The organism is Burkholderia sp. PU8-34 (assembly GCF_053427725.1).
In genome coordinates this window covers 1-14,624 of record NZ_JBSAXC010000017.1, presented here as the reverse complement: position 1 = coordinate 14,624, position 14,624 = coordinate 1, and the positions used below count along the sequence as shown (strand labels likewise).

The 14,624-nt window shown below is 63.9% G+C and carries 13 protein-coding genes; 6 read left to right on the top strand and 7 right to left on the bottom strand.

Annotation, left to right across the window (positions count from 1 at the left end):
• Positions 1-1,703: 1,703 nt before the first annotated feature.
• Positions 1,704-2,894, top strand: coding sequence for a DNA-binding protein (locus tag ACV22Z_RS29150; RefSeq protein ID WP_448079716.1), 1,191 nt, complete (start codon positions 1,704-1,706; stop codon positions 2,892-2,894).
• A gap of 126 nt (positions 2,895-3,020) precedes the next feature.
• On the opposite strand, the gene ACV22Z_RS29145 is transcribed toward ACV22Z_RS29150, so the two are convergent.
• From ACV22Z_RS29145 to ACV22Z_RS29135, 3 genes are all read right to left on the bottom strand, one after another.
• Positions 3,021-4,049 (bottom strand): tyrosine-type recombinase/integrase, encoded by a 1,029-nt coding sequence (locus ACV22Z_RS29145; protein ID WP_448079822.1) that lies wholly within the window; start codon positions 4,047-4,049, stop codon positions 3,021-3,023.
• 301 nt (positions 4,050-4,350) lie between these two features.
• Positions 4,351-4,728: a DUF2471 family protein gene (locus ACV22Z_RS29140; protein ID WP_448079715.1), complete on the bottom strand. Its 378-nt coding sequence runs from the start codon at positions 4,726-4,728 to the stop codon at positions 4,351-4,353.
• A 95-nt stretch (positions 4,729-4,823) separates the two neighbouring features.
• Positions 4,824-5,435: a helix-turn-helix domain-containing protein gene (locus ACV22Z_RS29135; RefSeq protein WP_448079714.1), complete on the bottom strand. Its 612-nt coding sequence runs from the start codon at positions 5,433-5,435 to the stop codon at positions 4,824-4,826.
• Positions 5,436-5,595: 160 nt separating this feature from the next.
• On the opposite strand from ACV22Z_RS29135, the gene ACV22Z_RS29130 reads away from it, so the two are divergent.
• Together ACV22Z_RS29130 and tdh are read left to right on the top strand one after the other, a co-directional pair.
• A complete protein-coding gene (locus ACV22Z_RS29130; protein ID WP_448079713.1) occupies positions 5,596-6,795 on the top strand; it encodes a glycine C-acetyltransferase in 1,200 nt (399 codons plus the stop codon).
• 13 nt (positions 6,796-6,808) lie between these two features.
• Entirely contained in the window at positions 6,809-7,837 is a 1,029-nt protein-coding gene (tdh, locus tag ACV22Z_RS29125) for an L-threonine 3-dehydrogenase (RefSeq protein ID WP_448079712.1), read from the top strand.
• A 323-nt stretch (positions 7,838-8,160) separates the two neighbouring features.
• On the opposite strand, the gene ACV22Z_RS29120 is transcribed toward tdh, so the two are convergent.
• On the bottom strand, positions 8,161-8,427 hold the full coding sequence (locus ACV22Z_RS29120) for a hypothetical protein (RefSeq protein WP_448079711.1): 267 nt from the start codon (positions 8,425-8,427) through the stop codon (positions 8,161-8,163).
• A gap of 262 nt (positions 8,428-8,689) precedes the next feature.
• Between ACV22Z_RS29120 and ACV22Z_RS29115 the strand changes: the two genes are divergently transcribed.
• The gene (locus ACV22Z_RS29115; protein ID WP_448079710.1) at positions 8,690-9,304 is read left to right on the top strand and encodes a TetR/AcrR family transcriptional regulator; all 615 of its coding nucleotides are present in this window, start codon (positions 8,690-8,692) and stop codon (positions 9,302-9,304) included.
• A 48-nt stretch (positions 9,305-9,352) separates the two neighbouring features.
• Positions 9,353-9,832 (top strand): nuclear transport factor 2 family protein, encoded by a 480-nt coding sequence (locus ACV22Z_RS29110; RefSeq protein ID WP_448079709.1) that lies wholly within the window; start codon positions 9,353-9,355, stop codon positions 9,830-9,832.
• Between the two features lie 810 nt (positions 9,833-10,642).
• Here the strand turns inward: ACV22Z_RS29110 and ACV22Z_RS29105 are convergent.
• Positions 10,643-11,728, bottom strand: coding sequence for a tartrate dehydrogenase (locus ACV22Z_RS29105; RefSeq protein WP_448079708.1), 1,086 nt, complete (start codon positions 11,726-11,728; stop codon positions 10,643-10,645).
• Positions 11,729-11,852: 124 nt separating this feature from the next.
• On the opposite strand from ACV22Z_RS29105, the gene ACV22Z_RS29100 reads away from it, so the two are divergent.
• Positions 11,853-12,776 (top strand): LysR substrate-binding domain-containing protein, encoded by a 924-nt coding sequence (locus tag ACV22Z_RS29100; RefSeq protein ID WP_448079707.1) that lies wholly within the window; start codon positions 11,853-11,855, stop codon positions 12,774-12,776.
• 63 nt (positions 12,777-12,839) lie between these two features.
• Here the strand turns inward: ACV22Z_RS29100 and ACV22Z_RS29095 are convergent, their stop codons facing one another.
• Both ACV22Z_RS29095 and ACV22Z_RS29090 read right to left on the bottom strand, forming a co-directional pair.
• Complete coding sequence (locus tag ACV22Z_RS29095; protein WP_448079706.1) at positions 12,840-13,304, bottom strand: signal peptide protein; 465 nt, start codon at positions 13,302-13,304, stop codon at positions 12,840-12,842.
• A 60-nt stretch (positions 13,305-13,364) separates the two neighbouring features.
• On the bottom strand, positions 13,365-14,582 hold the full coding sequence (locus ACV22Z_RS29090) for a DUF3734 domain-containing protein (protein ID WP_448079705.1): 1,218 nt from the start codon (positions 14,580-14,582) through the stop codon (positions 13,365-13,367).
• Positions 14,583-14,624: the final 42 nt, after the last annotated feature.

The window sequence follows — 14,624 nt, the reverse complement described above, 5'->3', positions numbered from 1 at the left end:
CGGACTCACCTTTACGCGTCGGGGCAGGCACCGATTCACAGTTTTTCGCCTGTGCGGGACACGTGCGCAATGCGTTCCCGTATCGGCTCACCTTTCACGCTGTCGCTAATTTGCGACTTGCTTTGCGTGAACCTCGCACAGTATCCACATCGCACCTAACCGATCCCTGTGAACGCGCGCGCGGCCGCCTGTATGCATGTACAGCCGCGGCACTGCGGGTGACCGGCAGGCAGCCGCGACACCTCGAAAAGGCGCGGACGCCGGGCGGCCTGAACGGCTCGATCCGGCCCGACTGGCGTACGTTTTGGGACTTCCCCACCCATGCTTCAGCAGCCCGGGCGCGCATTGTACAGTGCACAATCGCCACGCGCTCCCGAAAAATCTCACCTCATGAATTCACAGGTCGAACACTCGATTGCCGCCGGATGCCCGGCACAGGCGGGATCGATCCACTGTGCCTCCTGTATTTCCTCACCTTATCGACAAACGACGCTGTGAAAACCGGCGTCGGCACGGCTCCCGAAAAGTCTCACCGTAACCCCCGCAGTTTCAAAAATCCCAATGTCCTCCGATACTTATGCGCAAATGTCGGATGCGCAGGCCAGCACAGCGACCTCCCGAATAGCCTCACCTTTCTCGGGCGCCCATTCGTACGACAACAGCATGTCGGCTCCCGAAAAACTTCACCTTTGCCGAAAAAACGCTCGCCAAAATGGCCTCACCATGTAGCTCCGGCGGGGTTTTCAGCGGAAGTAACCGCCCACTGCACCCGAAAAGCCTCACCTTTGACCATTTTTCGGGCAAATCCCATTCCCGAAAAGTCTCACCTGTGAGGTACACGCATCGACCGTAAACAGGGTCCCGAAAACCTTCACCTTACGGGGGTCTGGCCAGGAAAACCCGGATTTCGCTCCTGAAAACCCTCACCTTTAGGGCTTCACAGGCCCAGGAATGGTCTTTTTCTGTGCAAAATGGCGTTCGCTTCCCGGAAACCCTCACACCAAATCGGTGCCGAGTCCCGTGAAATCTCACCTTTTGCAAAAATTGCCTAAAAGAAGGGCAGAATCGCTGGCAAAAGCCGGTCCCGAAAAGCCTCACCCATACCTGCACAGGCAGAAAACTGTGCATTCAGCCACAGCGGGCGTTTCGCGGCTGTGCGGTCCCGAAAACGCTCACCTGTGGAAAATTCGACGTTTTGCTGTGCTCCCGAATCCGCTCACGACCTTTCCTGCAACGGCTCACGCAGATCCCCGAACCCCATCACGTCGGCTCCCGCAGATCATCACCTTGCTTCCCGTAAAGCTTCACCCTGTCGGCCGGAAACCCTTGCTACATAAGGACGTGCCGTGGCGTTAACGTTTTTAACTAAGGGTTCAAAGGTGTTTACTTCTAATACTCTCAACACGTCCCCTGACGAGTTTTCCACAGACACCCCTAACCCCAACACCCGACGCCCTCCTCACAGCAGATTCTGTGAAACAACCCCGTTTTTTTATGCTTCGCTGGAAAACGCTGACAATACAGACGCTTAGGGCGCTTTCTTCGCTTTGTTTCACGGAATCTGCTGCTGTGATCGACCACAGGCACTCACAGCATCGCTTCCCGTGGCTATTGACGCGAATTTGCAACACGCATCGAAAAGAAGTATTGAAAAATACGTATTTCGTTATGATTGCAACGTTCCAACCGCTACGAGTTACGCCATGACCCTCGACGAGATGCGCCAGGTCATCCGGGACGAGCTGGAATCGTTGCGCGCCGCTGGCGCGCGACGCCAGGAGTTGTCGCTGCATGCGTGCAAGCGCTTGTTCTTCGATCTCGGGATCCGGCCGTCCGCCGCCAATGTTCGCGATCTGACCCAGACCGGCAGCGCCAGCGACATTCCGAAGGACATCGATCACTTCTGGGAGCGGATCCGTTCCGCATCGAAGATTCGACTGGAAGGTGCCGCGATTCCGAAGGCCGTCGAGGACAAGGCCGGTGCCCTCCTCAGCGCACTGTATGAAGAGGCGCTGAAAACCGCGCGGGACAGTCTCGACGCCGATCGCGAGCAGGTTCGCGCGAATGTCACGCAGGCCGAACAGCAATTGCGTGACGCGATCGTTCGGCAGGAATCCCTTGAAGCTGCCCTCGCTCGCAGCGAAACCCGCAACGAGCAACTGCAGGCGCGCGTCACCGAACTCGAGGTGCAGCTTGCGTCACAGGCGACCCATGGTTCGGCAAACGAAGCGACGCTGCTCACCACAGTCAATCGACTGGAAAAGGAGATGGTCTCGGCCACGGGCCGCGTCGATGCCGAGCAAACCCAGAACGCCGCGTTGCGCGACCGCATCGATAAGCTGCAAGCCGAACTGCAGCAGCGCACCGAGCATTACGCGCAACAGATCAAGGATGCGGTGGCCGAAGCCGAGCGTCGCGTAAAGCCGATGCTGGTCGAACTGGATTCGCTGCGCAGCATGGCATCGACTTACCAGTCCGGATTGCGCGATGTGCAACGCAAGGAATTCGATTTCCTGCAGCAATTGAGCGCCGCCAAGGCCCGCGCGGACCGCCTCGAGGAGCAGTTGCGCAGCCAGAGTGACGAATTGGAGACGACGGCGCGCGAAAGAAATGCGCTGCGCGCGAATCGTGAGATGAACCCGGAGATCGCCGCGCTGATCCGGCGCCTGGCCGACACCGGCAAGCTCGATGCCGACGCGTTTTCCGTTATCGGCACCGCGCTGGACCAAGACACGCCGGTGCCGAGCCAGTGCCCGCATTGCGACGGCGAACCCGAACTGTCACATGACGACGAGGGTTTCGAAGTGTCGTGTCCGGAGTGCGAGCACACGTCGGGCGCGTGGCCGTCGCGCTTCGAAGCGGCCACGCGATTCGCCACAACAGAGCGGCGCTGACCGCAGCTGCCTGCACAGGTGAGACATTACGGGAAACAAAAGGTGAGGATTTTCGGGAGCCTCATGACGGTGAGGCTCCGCCACGCGAGGCCGCTCACGTATCGTCGGGCGTGAGCGGTATATCCGTCATTCGTGAGATTCACGATCGGACGCTGCCTCACCCTTACCGTCGTGCTCGGCCAGATCGTCACGCCAGTCTTTCCACGCGCGATGCAGGCGATTGGACGAAATCGGCTGCATGAAGCCCAGCCACTTGCCGACCCGCTCAGGTGGCACGTCGTGCTCGAACAGTTCCGCGGCATAGGTGTTGCGCAGCGTTTGCGGACTTGCGCGCGCGGTGCGCGTCGACGCGATGTCGGCCGCTTCGACGATTGCGTCGACCGCGCGCAGCATCGTTGCCTTGTGCATCGGACGTCCCGCATGCGACGCCGGAAACACGAGTTCGCCCGGAATCTCCTGACGCTTGCGTTCAGCGAGCCACGCGTCGAACAGCGCAATCGCGAATGACGCCAGATGTGTTTCCCGCGCGAAATCGGGATGCGTCGATGGAATCTGCAGTGTCGTGCCGCTCGTATTGATGCAACTAATCGTAAGCGCGCGTGCTTCGCCGGTCTTCACGCCGGCACCGAGAAATGCAGCAACGAGCGCCCGGTCGCGGCGCTCTTTCCATAATGCGGCGCCGGACACGACGATCGGCGAAAACAGATAGGTGAGCAGTTTTGCGCGTTCGGACGGCGCGAGAAAGCCGGTCGGCTCGTTGTCGCGCGCCTTGCGCCAGATCGCTTCGCCATCCTGAGCGATGAAGCGGGCCGGGTTGGTCGATGCGAATTCGGTGCGCCGAATGTGGTCGAGCACTCGCTCGATCAGACGCAAATAGCGCATACGCTGCGTTTTCTTGATCGGCAATTCGCCGACGAAATGCGCGATCGATGCGGTGTCGACTGTCGCGAGATCCTTCTGATGCGTGCGCAGCCAGGCGAGAAAGGCACCCCATTGCGCGCGATAAACATCGGCTGACGACCGACGATAATCCTGCATCGCAAGCCAGGCATCGAAGGCTGCTTCGGGCGACGCGATCCAGTCCGATGCGCCGCGGTCGAACAGATCTTTTTCCGAGTCGGGCGAGCGAGCTTCCGCAGATGAAGGAAGGGACATGTTATTTATTCCGTTAGTTGCGTATATGCCAGTTCTTTCTGCAACGTCGTGCCAGTGTGAGATCGGGACGACCTGACGGGAGAAGCTGATTTCGTCTCGCTCGACATGAGTTGGCTCTGGATCGGGCGAGACGATGACGGGCCCTCGTTCGTGTTCGCTTCCGTGCTGCTGTGATCGGCAAGCCATTCTGCTGCAAAACGGCCAAGTGCCGGCCAAGCGCGGGCTGGGTGCTGGCCAGATGCTGGCCGGTACCGGCCAGCGTGCCGCGGGCGTCGCGTGACGGACGCTCGCGGGGCTGCGATCAATCGCCCCAAGCCTTGGCGATGCGGGTGGTTCGCGCTGCGGGTAGCGCATCGCGCCGACGTGCATCGGCCTCGTACGCGTTGAGCGCGAACGAGAAAGCGGCGGGCAGCACGTTCGACCGCCCGAAATCGATCAAATCGTCCGTTTCAGGAAACGTCATGTCCGACGGCCGTTCGAACAGTTGACGCATGCCGGCGTCATGCCGGCTGGCGAAGCCGAGATCCGCCAGTGCCTCGGCCTCGATCGCGTGCAGCAGGCGCCACGTCAACGGCACCTGATGGCGAATGTAGCGTTCGGCAATATGGCGAACGATCTTCTCCAGGTCGTGCGCAGCAGCCTTGAAGCTGAGCGCGGCCAAATCTTGTTCTTCGGTCATCGCAGGCTCCGGTCCCTTGCAAAGCGGAATGTCCGTATACTGTACAAACATACAGTGTTCTCCGCAACCGGCCGAACGGATGACTCGACGGACGGTCAGCGATGAATCACGATCAACAACGCTCTCGCTTCGGCTTTGCCGGGGTTGCGGATCGCGTGCGGCGTGTCGGCCGGGTAGCGTGCGGTGTCGCCGGCTTTCAGGCGGCGGGTGGCCTCCGCCGCCTCGATTTCCATCGCGCCCTGCAGCACGGTGAGGTGCTCGCGCGTGCCCGGCTCATGCGCGTTCGACACGAGCGAGCCGCCGCCCGGCAGCGTCAGTTCGTACCACTCGAACCTGCCGGCGAGGTCGATCGGGCCCCACACGCGCAACTGATACTGGCCGTCGTGGCCGGCCAGTGTCGGGATGTCGTGCGGGCCGTCGACGCGAATCGTCTCAGGTGCCTTCGGCTGCGAGAACAGCTCGTCGAGCGTGATGCCGAGCGCATTCGTCAGGCGCCATGCGACCGCGATCGTCGGGTTCGCCTTGTCCCGCTCGATCTCGGAGAGCATCGATTTAGACACGCCTGCCGCGCGCGACAGGTCGTCGAGCGTCAGCTTGCGCTCGTTGCGCAGGCGCTGGATCTGTTCGCCGACGCGCGGCGGCGTCGCGCTGGCCGGCGGCTGAGCGGCGCTCGCGGACGCGCGCCGCGATCCGGAGGAACTTGCCATTTGGATTCCGTTCGCTTAGAGTTGTTCGATATTTCGAATCTTAGTTCGGAATAACGGAAAAGAGCGGTCAACCGAACGACCGACTATAACAGTAGCAGGCCGCTGCGGCGCCGCCACGAACGGCGCGCGGCGGGTTGCGATTCCTGTCAGGAGCTTTGCGATGCGTGATGCATTTTTCGCCCAGGTGCGCGGCACGCTCGACCAGATCCGCGCGGACGGTTTCTACAAGACCGAGCGCGAGATCGCGAGCCCGCAAGCGGCGGCCGTGCGGCTCGCCGGCGGTACCGGCGTGCTGAATTTCTGCGCGAACAACTATCTTGGTCTGGCGAGCGACCCGCGCCTGATCGCGGCGGCCAAGGCGGGCCTCGATCAGGACGGGTTCGGCATGGCATCGGTGCGCTTCATCTGCGGCACGCAAACCGTGCACAAGCAGCTGGAAAGCGCGATTGCCGCGTTCCTCGGCACCGAGGACAGCATCCTCTATTCGAGCTGCTTCGATGCGAACGGCGGGCTGTTCGAAACGCTGCTCGACGAGAACGACGCCGTGATCAGCGACGAACTGAACCACGCGAGCATCATCGACGGCATCCGTCTGTGCAAGGCGAAGCGGTATCGCTACAAGAACAACGATCTCGCCGATCTCGAGGCGAAGCTCAAGGAAGCCGACGCGGCGGGCGCACGCCACAAGCTGATCGCCACCGACGGCGTGTTCTCGATGGACGGCATCATCGCCGACCTGAAAGGCATCTGCGACCTCGCCGACCGCTACGGCGCGCTCGTGATGGTCGACGATTCGCATGCGGTCGGCTTCATCGGCGCGCACGGCCGCGGCACGCCGGAACATTGCGGCGTCGACGGGCGCGTCGACATCATCACCGGCACGCTCGGCAAGGCACTCGGCGGTGCATCCGGCGGCTACGTCGCGGCGCGCCGCGAGGTCATCGACCTGCTGCGCCAGCGCTCGCGTCCGTATCTGTTCTCGAACACGCTCACGCCGAGCATCGCCGCGGCGTCGCTCGAAGTGCTCAAGCTGCTCGGCAGCGACGAAGGCGCGAAGCTGCGCGAGCGCGTGCGCGAGAACGGCGTGCGCTTCCGCGAGCAGATGACCGAAGCGGGCTTCACGCTCGTGCCCGGTGCGCACCCGATCATCCCGGTGATGCTCGGCGACGCGCAACTCGCGACGAACATGGCCGATGCGCTGCTCGGCGAAGGCGTCTACGTGATCGGCTTCTCGTTCCCGGTCGTGCCGCGCGGGCGCGCGCGGATCCGCACGCAGATGAGTGCCGCGCACACACCCGAGCAGATCGACCAGGCCGTCGCGGCATTCGTGCGTGTCGGCAAGTCGCTCGGCATCGTCTGACGGAGGGCCGACCATGAAAGCACTGGCAAAGCTCGAGCGCGGCCCCGGCCTGTCGATGACCCGCGTGAAGCGCCCCGAAGTCGGGCATAACGACGTGCTGATCAAGATCCGCCGGACGGCGATCTGCGGCACCGACATCCATATCTGGAAGTGGGACGACTGGGCACAGAAGACGATTCCCGTGCCGATGCATGTCGGTCACGAATACGTCGGCGAGATCGTCGAGATGGGACAGGAAGTGCGCGGCTTCGCGATCGGCGACCGCGTATCGGGCGAAGGTCACATCACCTGCGGCTTCTGCCGGAACTGCCGCGCAGGCCGCCGGCACCTGTGCCGCAACACGATCGGTGTCGGCGTCAATCGCGAAGGCGCGTTCGCCGAGTATCTGGCGATTCCCGCGTTCAACGCATTCAAGATTCCGCCGGAGATTTCCGACGATCTCGCGTCGATCTTCGATCCGTTCGGCAATGCGACGCATACGGCGCTGTCCTTCAACCTCGTCGGCGAAGACGTGCTGATCACCGGGGCCGGTCCGATCGGCATCATGGCCGTGGCGATCGCGAAGCATGTCGGTGCGCGCAACGTCGTCATCACCGACATCAACGACTACCGGCTCGAACTCGCGCGCAAGATGGGCGCGACGCGGGCGGTCAACGTCGCGCGCGAGTCGTTGCGCGACGTGATGACCGATCTGCACATGACCGAAGGCTTCGACGTCGGGCTCGAGATGTCCGGCGTGCCGAGCGCTTTCACGAGCATGCTCGAGGCGATGAATCACGGCGGCAAGGTCGCGCTGCTCGGCATTCCGCCCGCGCAGACGGCGATCGACTGGAACCAGGTGATCTTCAAGGGACTGGAGATCAAGGGGATCTACGGCCGCGAGATGTTCGAGACCTGGTACAAGATGGTTGCAATGTTGCAAAGCGGTCTCGATCTGTCGCCGATCATTACGCACCGTTTCGCGGTCGACGATTACGAGCAGGGTTTCGCGGCGATGCTGTCGGGCGAAAGCGGCAAGGTGATTCTCGACTGGACGGTCTGAGCGTCAATCACGGCGGTACGTAGCGATGGCGGGTTGCTGCGTGCCGTTCGCCGGATAGCGGGCGCCAGCGCCCGTTGCAGTATGGGAGACGCGCCCGGCTTCACTGTCGGGCGCGTGTGCTGGAGACACAAAGTCTGTCGACAACGTTGGTGATGGTCGGCTTGCTTTCCATCTCACTCCTCCATCTCGGCAGCCCCATCGGCACGAAAGGTGAGGAGATTCGGGAGCCCGATTCGGACGCCTGTTTCCGACTCGCGAAACCGGTCCGCTTCACGCGTCGCGATGTCGATCGGTGAGGATCACGCAGGCGTCACGATCACGATTCACTTCCGGCGATGCGCGGCCGTCGCGCACGAACCTGGTCGATCGACCACCCGCAGCCGCCCCATCCCCTGTTTCATCCGCTTCGCGGCAAGCCATCTCGGATCGAGCTGGAGATTCAACACGACGAGCCAGCGCCTCGGACATTGCGCCGCGACGCTGACCGGCTCGCCATTCGCACCGGGAAGCGTGACGAAACCGTGCTGCGACGCATGCCGGTATCCGCGCAACGCATCGTACGAATCGCTGCGCGGATCGAAACGCCGCACAAGGAGCGGCTGTCGAGCCGCTTCGCGTAGGCTGCGTAAGCACGTGTACGGTGCGTGGGTACGGATCGCTGCATGATGTCCTTTCGTGCACCAAGCTGTCCGCAGTGTCGTGAGCGCCGGGTATCGGCTTCAGGAAAAAGTGTCGTAACGATGACGCACGGGATACGGCGCGCGTGGCATTCAACCGCGCTATCCCTTGCGTCATCGTGGTCTTTCCCGCGAGTTCCTTGACGATGGAGAACGATCGTTCTACCGTATACCCATGAACACACATGACGACATTTCCGCCGAGCCGGGCGTGCGCGACCGGCTGCTCGATGCGGCCGAAGCGCTGATCTATTCGGGTGGGATACACGCGACAGGCGTCGATGCGATCGTGAAGCGCTCGGGTGCCGCGCGCAAGAGTTTTTATTCGCACTTCGAATCGAAGGAAGCATTGGTGGTGGCTGCGCTCGAGCGACGCGACGCGCGCTGGATGGACTGGTTCGTCGATGCGACGCTGGCACGCGGCAAGACGCCGCGCGCGCAGTTGCTCGGGATGTTCGACGTGTTGCGCGACTGGTTCCGGCAGCCGGACTTTCACGGTTGCGCATTCCTGAACGCGTCCGGCGAGATCGCCGATCCCGACGATCCGGTGCGCGTCGTCGCACGCGTGCACAAGGCGCGATTGCTGGCGTTTGTGCGCGATCGGCTCGACGCGCTGGCCGGCGACGCCGGAATCGACCGGCGCGCGCTTGCGCGCGTCGCGCGTCAGTGGCTGGTCCTGATCGACGGCGCGATCGGCGTGGCGCTCGTGAGCGGCGACGCAACCGCCGCGCGCGATGCGCGCGCCACCGCCGAACTGTTGCTCGACGCCGCGTCGCGGTCGTCGACGTGATGAAGCGGCTGCGATGTCTCGCGGCCGAACCCTGAACTGGAGAATGCGATGTCCGAATCAGCCGAAGTCCGTCCGCCCGTTCCGCCGTTTACTCTCGACACGGCGCGCCAGAAAGTCCGCGCCGCCGAGGACGCATGGAACACGCGCGATCCGCAGCGCGTGTCGCTGGCCTACACGCCGCAGAGCCGCTGGCGCAACCGCGCGGAGTTCGTCACCGGCCGTGACCAGATAGTCGGGCTGCTGCAGAGGAAATGGACGCGCGAACTCGACTACCGTTTGATCAAGGAACTGTGGGCGTTCGGCGGCAACCGCATCGCGGTGCGCTTTGCGTACGAATGGCACGACGATGCCGGCAACTGGTTTCGCTCGTATGGCAACGAGAACTGGGAATTCGACGAAAACGGCCTGATGGCGCATCGCCACGCGAGCATCAACGACCTGCCGATCCGCGAGACGGACCGGCTCTTTCACTGGCCGCTCGGCCGTCGTCCGGACGATCATCCGGGGCTGTCCGATCTCGGTCTGTAAGCGCTGATCCGGCGGGCGCGACGAATGTGCGAGTGCCGTCGCGCTTCGTGCAGGAAACCGAACCGAAAACATCACCGAAGCCGAATGGTGAGGGAATTCGGGAGCTGTGTCTGCGAAGGGTGAGCTTTTGCGGGAAGCGTGAATCGCGCGGTTGAAACGCCATTCGGAACAGTCACCAGAACGTAGCGTGATCGACTCGATCAGCGATTTCGTTGCGCAACGGTTCGCCTGCACGCAGCTGTGACCTCACGTTGCCGACTCAGGTAGTGTCGCGGGCGAGCCTGCCTTTTCCGTCGAACCTTCCTTCTCCTGTGCGTCGATGCGGGTCGCTGATCGCGTGACGATTAGAGGGGGATGCCAGGGTGCGCGGGCACAAGTCGTCTTTTTCACCGTTCGCATTCAAAGCGAAAACACCGGCGTGATCGTATGGAACTTGCGTTGGTGCGCAATCCAGATTCGTGCGCTTCACCGATCTATCTCGAACAGGCGCCTCGGCGTGACCGCGATGCCGCGCTTCACGGTGCTCGGTCGCATGTCATGCATCTCACCGACAGGATCGTGAACAAAGGCGACGACGTAGCACGCTGGATTGCTTGTCAGTGCGTAGCGGCTTGTCGTGTTTCTCACCGGTGGTCATCGCCAGTGCTTCGTGGCACCGGCCACGCGAATCGCGGTGCGTGTCGACGCATAATGCCTCTCACCTGACGTCAGCGCCGCACCTCATCGCCCGCGCGGTGCGAATCGCCCCACAGATCGCATCACCTCACGTGCGACGAAACGCATCCGCGTCCCGTCGCCCGCGATCGACCCTCACCCCGCAATCTGCTTCGCGATCGCCTCGCCCACTTCCACCGTGCCGGCGCTGCCGCCGAGATCGCGTGTTCGCGGCCCCGTGCGCAGCACGTCCTCGATCGCGGCGACGATCACGTCGTGCGCTTCACGCTCGCGGCCCGCGCCATGGCCGAGGAAGTCGAGCATCATCGCGGCCGACCAGACCATCGCGATCGGGTTCGCGACGAACTGTCCGGCGATGTCGGGCGCGGAGCCGTGCACGGGCTCGAACAGCGACGGGAACGTGCGGTCGGGGTTGAGGTTAGCCGACGGCGCGATGCCGATCGTGCCCGTACACGCGGGGCCGAGATCGGACAGGATGTCGCCGAACAGGTTCGACGCGACGACGACGTCGAAGCGGTCCGGCTGCAGCACGAAGCGCGCGCACAGGATGTCGATGTGCTGCTTGTCCCAGACGATCTCCGGATAGCGTTCGGCCATCTCGGCCGCACGCGCATCCCACCATGGCATGCTGATCGCGATGCCGTTGCTCTTCGTCGCGACGGTCAGGCGCTTCGCGCGCCGCTGCGCGAGCTCGAACGCGAACTTCAGCACGCGCTCGGTGCCGTGCCGCGTGAAGATCGACTGCTGCATGACCACTTCGCGGTCGGTGCCTTCGAACATCGTGCCGCCGACCGACGAGTATTCGCCCTCGGTGTTCTCGCGCACGATCATGAAGTCGATGTCGCCCGCGCGGCGGCCGGCGAGCGGCGACGGCACGCCGTCGAACAGGCGCGCGGGCCGCAGGTTGATGTACTGGTCGAATTCGCGGCGGAATTTCAGCAGCGAGCCCCACAGCGAAATATGATCCGGCACCGTGGCGGGCCAGCCGACCGCGCCGAACAGGATCGCGTCCATGCCGGCGAGCTGCGCCTTCCAGTCGTCCGGCATCATCTGGCCGTGCTGCGCGTAGTAATCGCAGCTCGCCCACTCGATGGGCGTGAAGTCGAAGCGGATGCCGAAGCGGGCCGTCACGGCGTCGAGCGCGCGCAGGCCCTCGGGCATCACTTCGCGGCCGATGCCGTCACCGGGGATGACGGCAATCTTGTATGTCCTGTCGCTCATGCGAGTGCTCCTCCAAGTCTGATCGGGCCGCCGCGGACCGTGCGCGCGGCGGCGATTGAAGCCATTTTATTTATTTCCAAACAGATTAAAATCGCCGAAAAGGTTAATCGACTTTCCACGAATCGTGAACAAATCGCCGAACCTGGACGACCTGCGCGTGTTCAGCCTCGTCGTCCGCCTGACGAGCTTCAGCGCGGCGGCCGAGCAACTTGCCGTGTCGCCCGCGTACGTGAGCAAGCGCATCGCGCTGCTCGAGGCGCAACTCGGCACGCGGCTGCTGCATCGCTCGACGCGCCGCGTCACGGTGACGGAAGCCGGCGAACGCGTACTCGCACGCGCCGAGAAGATTCTCGACGACGTCGATCATCTCGTCGAGGACGTTTCGACCGCGCGCACGGTGCCGCGCGGCACGCTGCGCATCTCGAGCAGCTTCGGCTTCGGCCGGCACGTCGTCGCGCCTGCGCTGCTCGACTTTACCGCGCGCTATCCGCAGCTGAACGTCCGGCTCGATCTGTTCGACCGGCTCGTCGATGTCGCGGGCGAAGGGTTCGACCTCGACATCCGGATCGGCGACGAGATTGCCGATCACCTGATCGCGCGCCGGCTCGCGGCGAACTATCGGGTGCTGTGCGCGTCGCCCGACTATCTCGCGCGGCGCGGCATGCCACGCTCGCTTGCGGAGCTGTCGTCGCACGAATGCCTCGCAATCAAGGAGCGCGACCATCCGCTCGGCGTGTGGCGCCTGAACGTGCGCGGCGAAACGGCGACGGTGAAGGTCGGCGGCGGGCTGTCGACGAATCATGGCGAAGTCGCCGTGCAATGGGCGCTCGCGGGGCGCGGGATCGTGCTGCGGTCGATCTGGGAAGCGGGGCCGTTGATCGCGAGCGGCGCGCTGTGCCGCGTGCTGCCGGAGGCGACGCAGCCCGCGAACATCTGGGCCGTCTATCCGGAGCGCGTCGCGACGTCGGCGAAAGTGCGCGTATGCGTCGATTTTCTGGCGGAGGCGTTCATCGGTCTGAACGACACGGCGAACGACGATCGCGCGTAACGCGTGCAAAGGTGAGCTTTTACGGGACCACGGTGCGCAGGCGAATCCCGCGCACCCGCGGCATCACAGACGGTTGTCTTTCGCGAGCATCAGCACGCGCGCCCAGCGTTGCGCGTCGCGCTTGTCCGTCATCGGCAGCTTCCATTCGCCGCTCGCGGCATCGCGGATCCGCACGACCAGATGCCAGCGGCCGCCGATCGGCGCGGCCAGGCAGCCGTCGAGCTGCGACAGCGTATAGCGGCCGTCTGCGTCGTCGTGCGACAGCCACAGCAGGCCTTGCGTTGCGGACACCCGCAGCTCGCCCCACGCGCGATGCACGACGTGGGTCCAGCCTTGTTCCTTCGTATTCGGCGCGATGTCGCGGCGGCGCCGGATCCACCACGCGGCCAGCGCGAACAAGAGCGCTGCGGCGAGTGCCGCGGTGGTCACCGCGACCGGCTGGCCGAACTGTGCGGCGATCACGTGAAATGTATGAATCGCGCTCCACACGAGGGCGATGAGCGCGAACAGGGCAATGAAAATCGGCATGTCGGAATCAGAAAATGAACGGACCGGCGCAGGCACCACGCCGGTCCGCCTTGCACGGCGTCACCGCTTGCGGTGGATGTCGTGCGTCACGAAGCCCGAGTCGTTCGCGGGCAACGCGAGGCCGTCCTTGACGGCGAGCGTCTTGCGGATATCGTCGAGACCCGCGGACCAGTGGTCGCGCATCGTCGACAGACCGAACTGATAGTCCTTGTAGTGATGCTCGTAGGCCTTCTGCTGGTAGATCAGGTGCTGGATGTTGTACTTCTTGCCGCATGACATCGCTTCCGCCTCGATGCACCAGGGATCGTTCTTGCGCATCTCTTCCGGCACCTGGTCGAGCACCTGGCGCAGCACGTTGCGGTAGCGCTGTTCGCGCTGCAGCGTGTCGGTGACGAAACGCGTACGGCTCGAATACTGGACATCCTTCGTGCGTTCGGCGACATCGGCCATCGTGCGCGGCAGCGGCCCGCGCGCGCTCCACAGGTCGACCTGGAACGCGAGCGTGTCGCGGCGCGGACGCGCGCGCAGCACTTCCATCAGCGGCGTGTTCGACACGACGCCGCCGTCCCAGTAGTACTCGCCTTCGATCTCGACGGGCGGGAACGCGGGCGGCAGCGCGCCGGATGCCATGAAGTGCTCGGGGCGCAGCGTCGTCTTCGCGTTGTCGAAGTACACGAAGTTGCCGGTGCCGACGTTGACCGCGCCGACCGACACGCGGGTCTCGCCCGAGTTGATGCGGTCGAAATCGCACAGCTTCAGCAGCGTCGCGCGCAACGCGGACGTGTCGTACCAGCTGATCTTGTCCGGATGGTCGGACACGCCCGGCAGCGGCGGCGGGAAGCGCGGCACGAAGAAGCCCTGCTGGCCCTGCATCATCGCGCTGGCGGCCTGCGACGCCGTGAAGAACGTGCGGACCTGGTCGATGCTGTTGAACAGCGCGAGCTCGAACGCGGCCGGCATCGCGGGAAAGAAGGCCGGCTGGCAGATCGTTTCCCAGAACTGGCGCAGCCGCTCGACGCGATGCTCGGGTGGGTTGCCCGCGATCAGCGCGGTGTTGAGCGCGCCGATCGAGATGCCCGCGATCCAGTCGAGCGGAATGCCCGCCTCGTGCAAGCCTTCGAACACGCCGGCCTGATAGGCGCCGAGCGCGCCGCCGCCCTGCAGCACGAGCGCGATCGTCTCGTAGGGCAGCGTGCGCGCGGCGGCTGGTGCGCCGGCCTCGTGATGCAGGTCCGCCGCATCGACGGCCTGCCTTTCGGTGCGGGCGTGCGGCTTCATTGCATGAACCAGCCGTGGCTGACGACGAACGATTGACCCGTG

Excerpts from the sequence above, each read along its gene's own strand:
- ACV22Z_RS29105 (WP_448079708.1), bottom strand. The coding sequence starts at position 11,728 with ATGAGCGACAGGACATACAAGATTGCCGTCATCCCCGGTGACGGCATC.
- ACV22Z_RS29110 (WP_448079709.1), top strand. The coding sequence starts at position 9,353 with ATGTCCGAATCAGCCGAAGTCCGTCCGCCCGTTCCGCCGTTTACTCTC.
- ACV22Z_RS29135 (WP_448079714.1), bottom strand. The coding sequence starts at position 5,435 with ATGGCAAGTTCCTCCGGATCGCGGCGCGCGTCCGCGAGCGCCGCTCAG.
- ACV22Z_RS29115 (WP_448079710.1), top strand. The coding sequence starts at position 8,690 with ATGAACACACATGACGACATTTCCGCCGAGCCGGGCGTGCGCGACCGG.
- ACV22Z_RS29145 (WP_448079822.1), bottom strand. The coding sequence starts at position 4,049 with ATGTCCCTTCCTTCATCTGCGGAAGCTCGCTCGCCCGACTCGGAAAAA.
- ACV22Z_RS29090 (WP_448079705.1), bottom strand. The coding sequence starts at position 14,582 with ATGAAGCCGCACGCCCGCACCGAAAGGCAGGCCGTCGATGCGGCGGAC.
- ACV22Z_RS29130 (WP_448079713.1), top strand. The coding sequence starts at position 5,596 with ATGCGTGATGCATTTTTCGCCCAGGTGCGCGGCACGCTCGACCAGATC.
- ACV22Z_RS29095 (WP_448079706.1), bottom strand. The coding sequence starts at position 13,304 with ATGCCGATTTTCATTGCCCTGTTCGCGCTCATCGCCCTCGTGTGGAGC.
- tdh (WP_448079712.1), top strand. The coding sequence starts at position 6,809 with ATGAAAGCACTGGCAAAGCTCGAGCGCGGCCCCGGCCTGTCGATGACC.
- ACV22Z_RS29140 (WP_448079715.1), bottom strand. The coding sequence starts at position 4,728 with ATGACCGAAGAACAAGATTTGGCCGCGCTCAGCTTCAAGGCTGCTGCG.
- ACV22Z_RS29150 (WP_448079716.1), top strand. The coding sequence starts at position 1,704 with ATGACCCTCGACGAGATGCGCCAGGTCATCCGGGACGAGCTGGAATCG.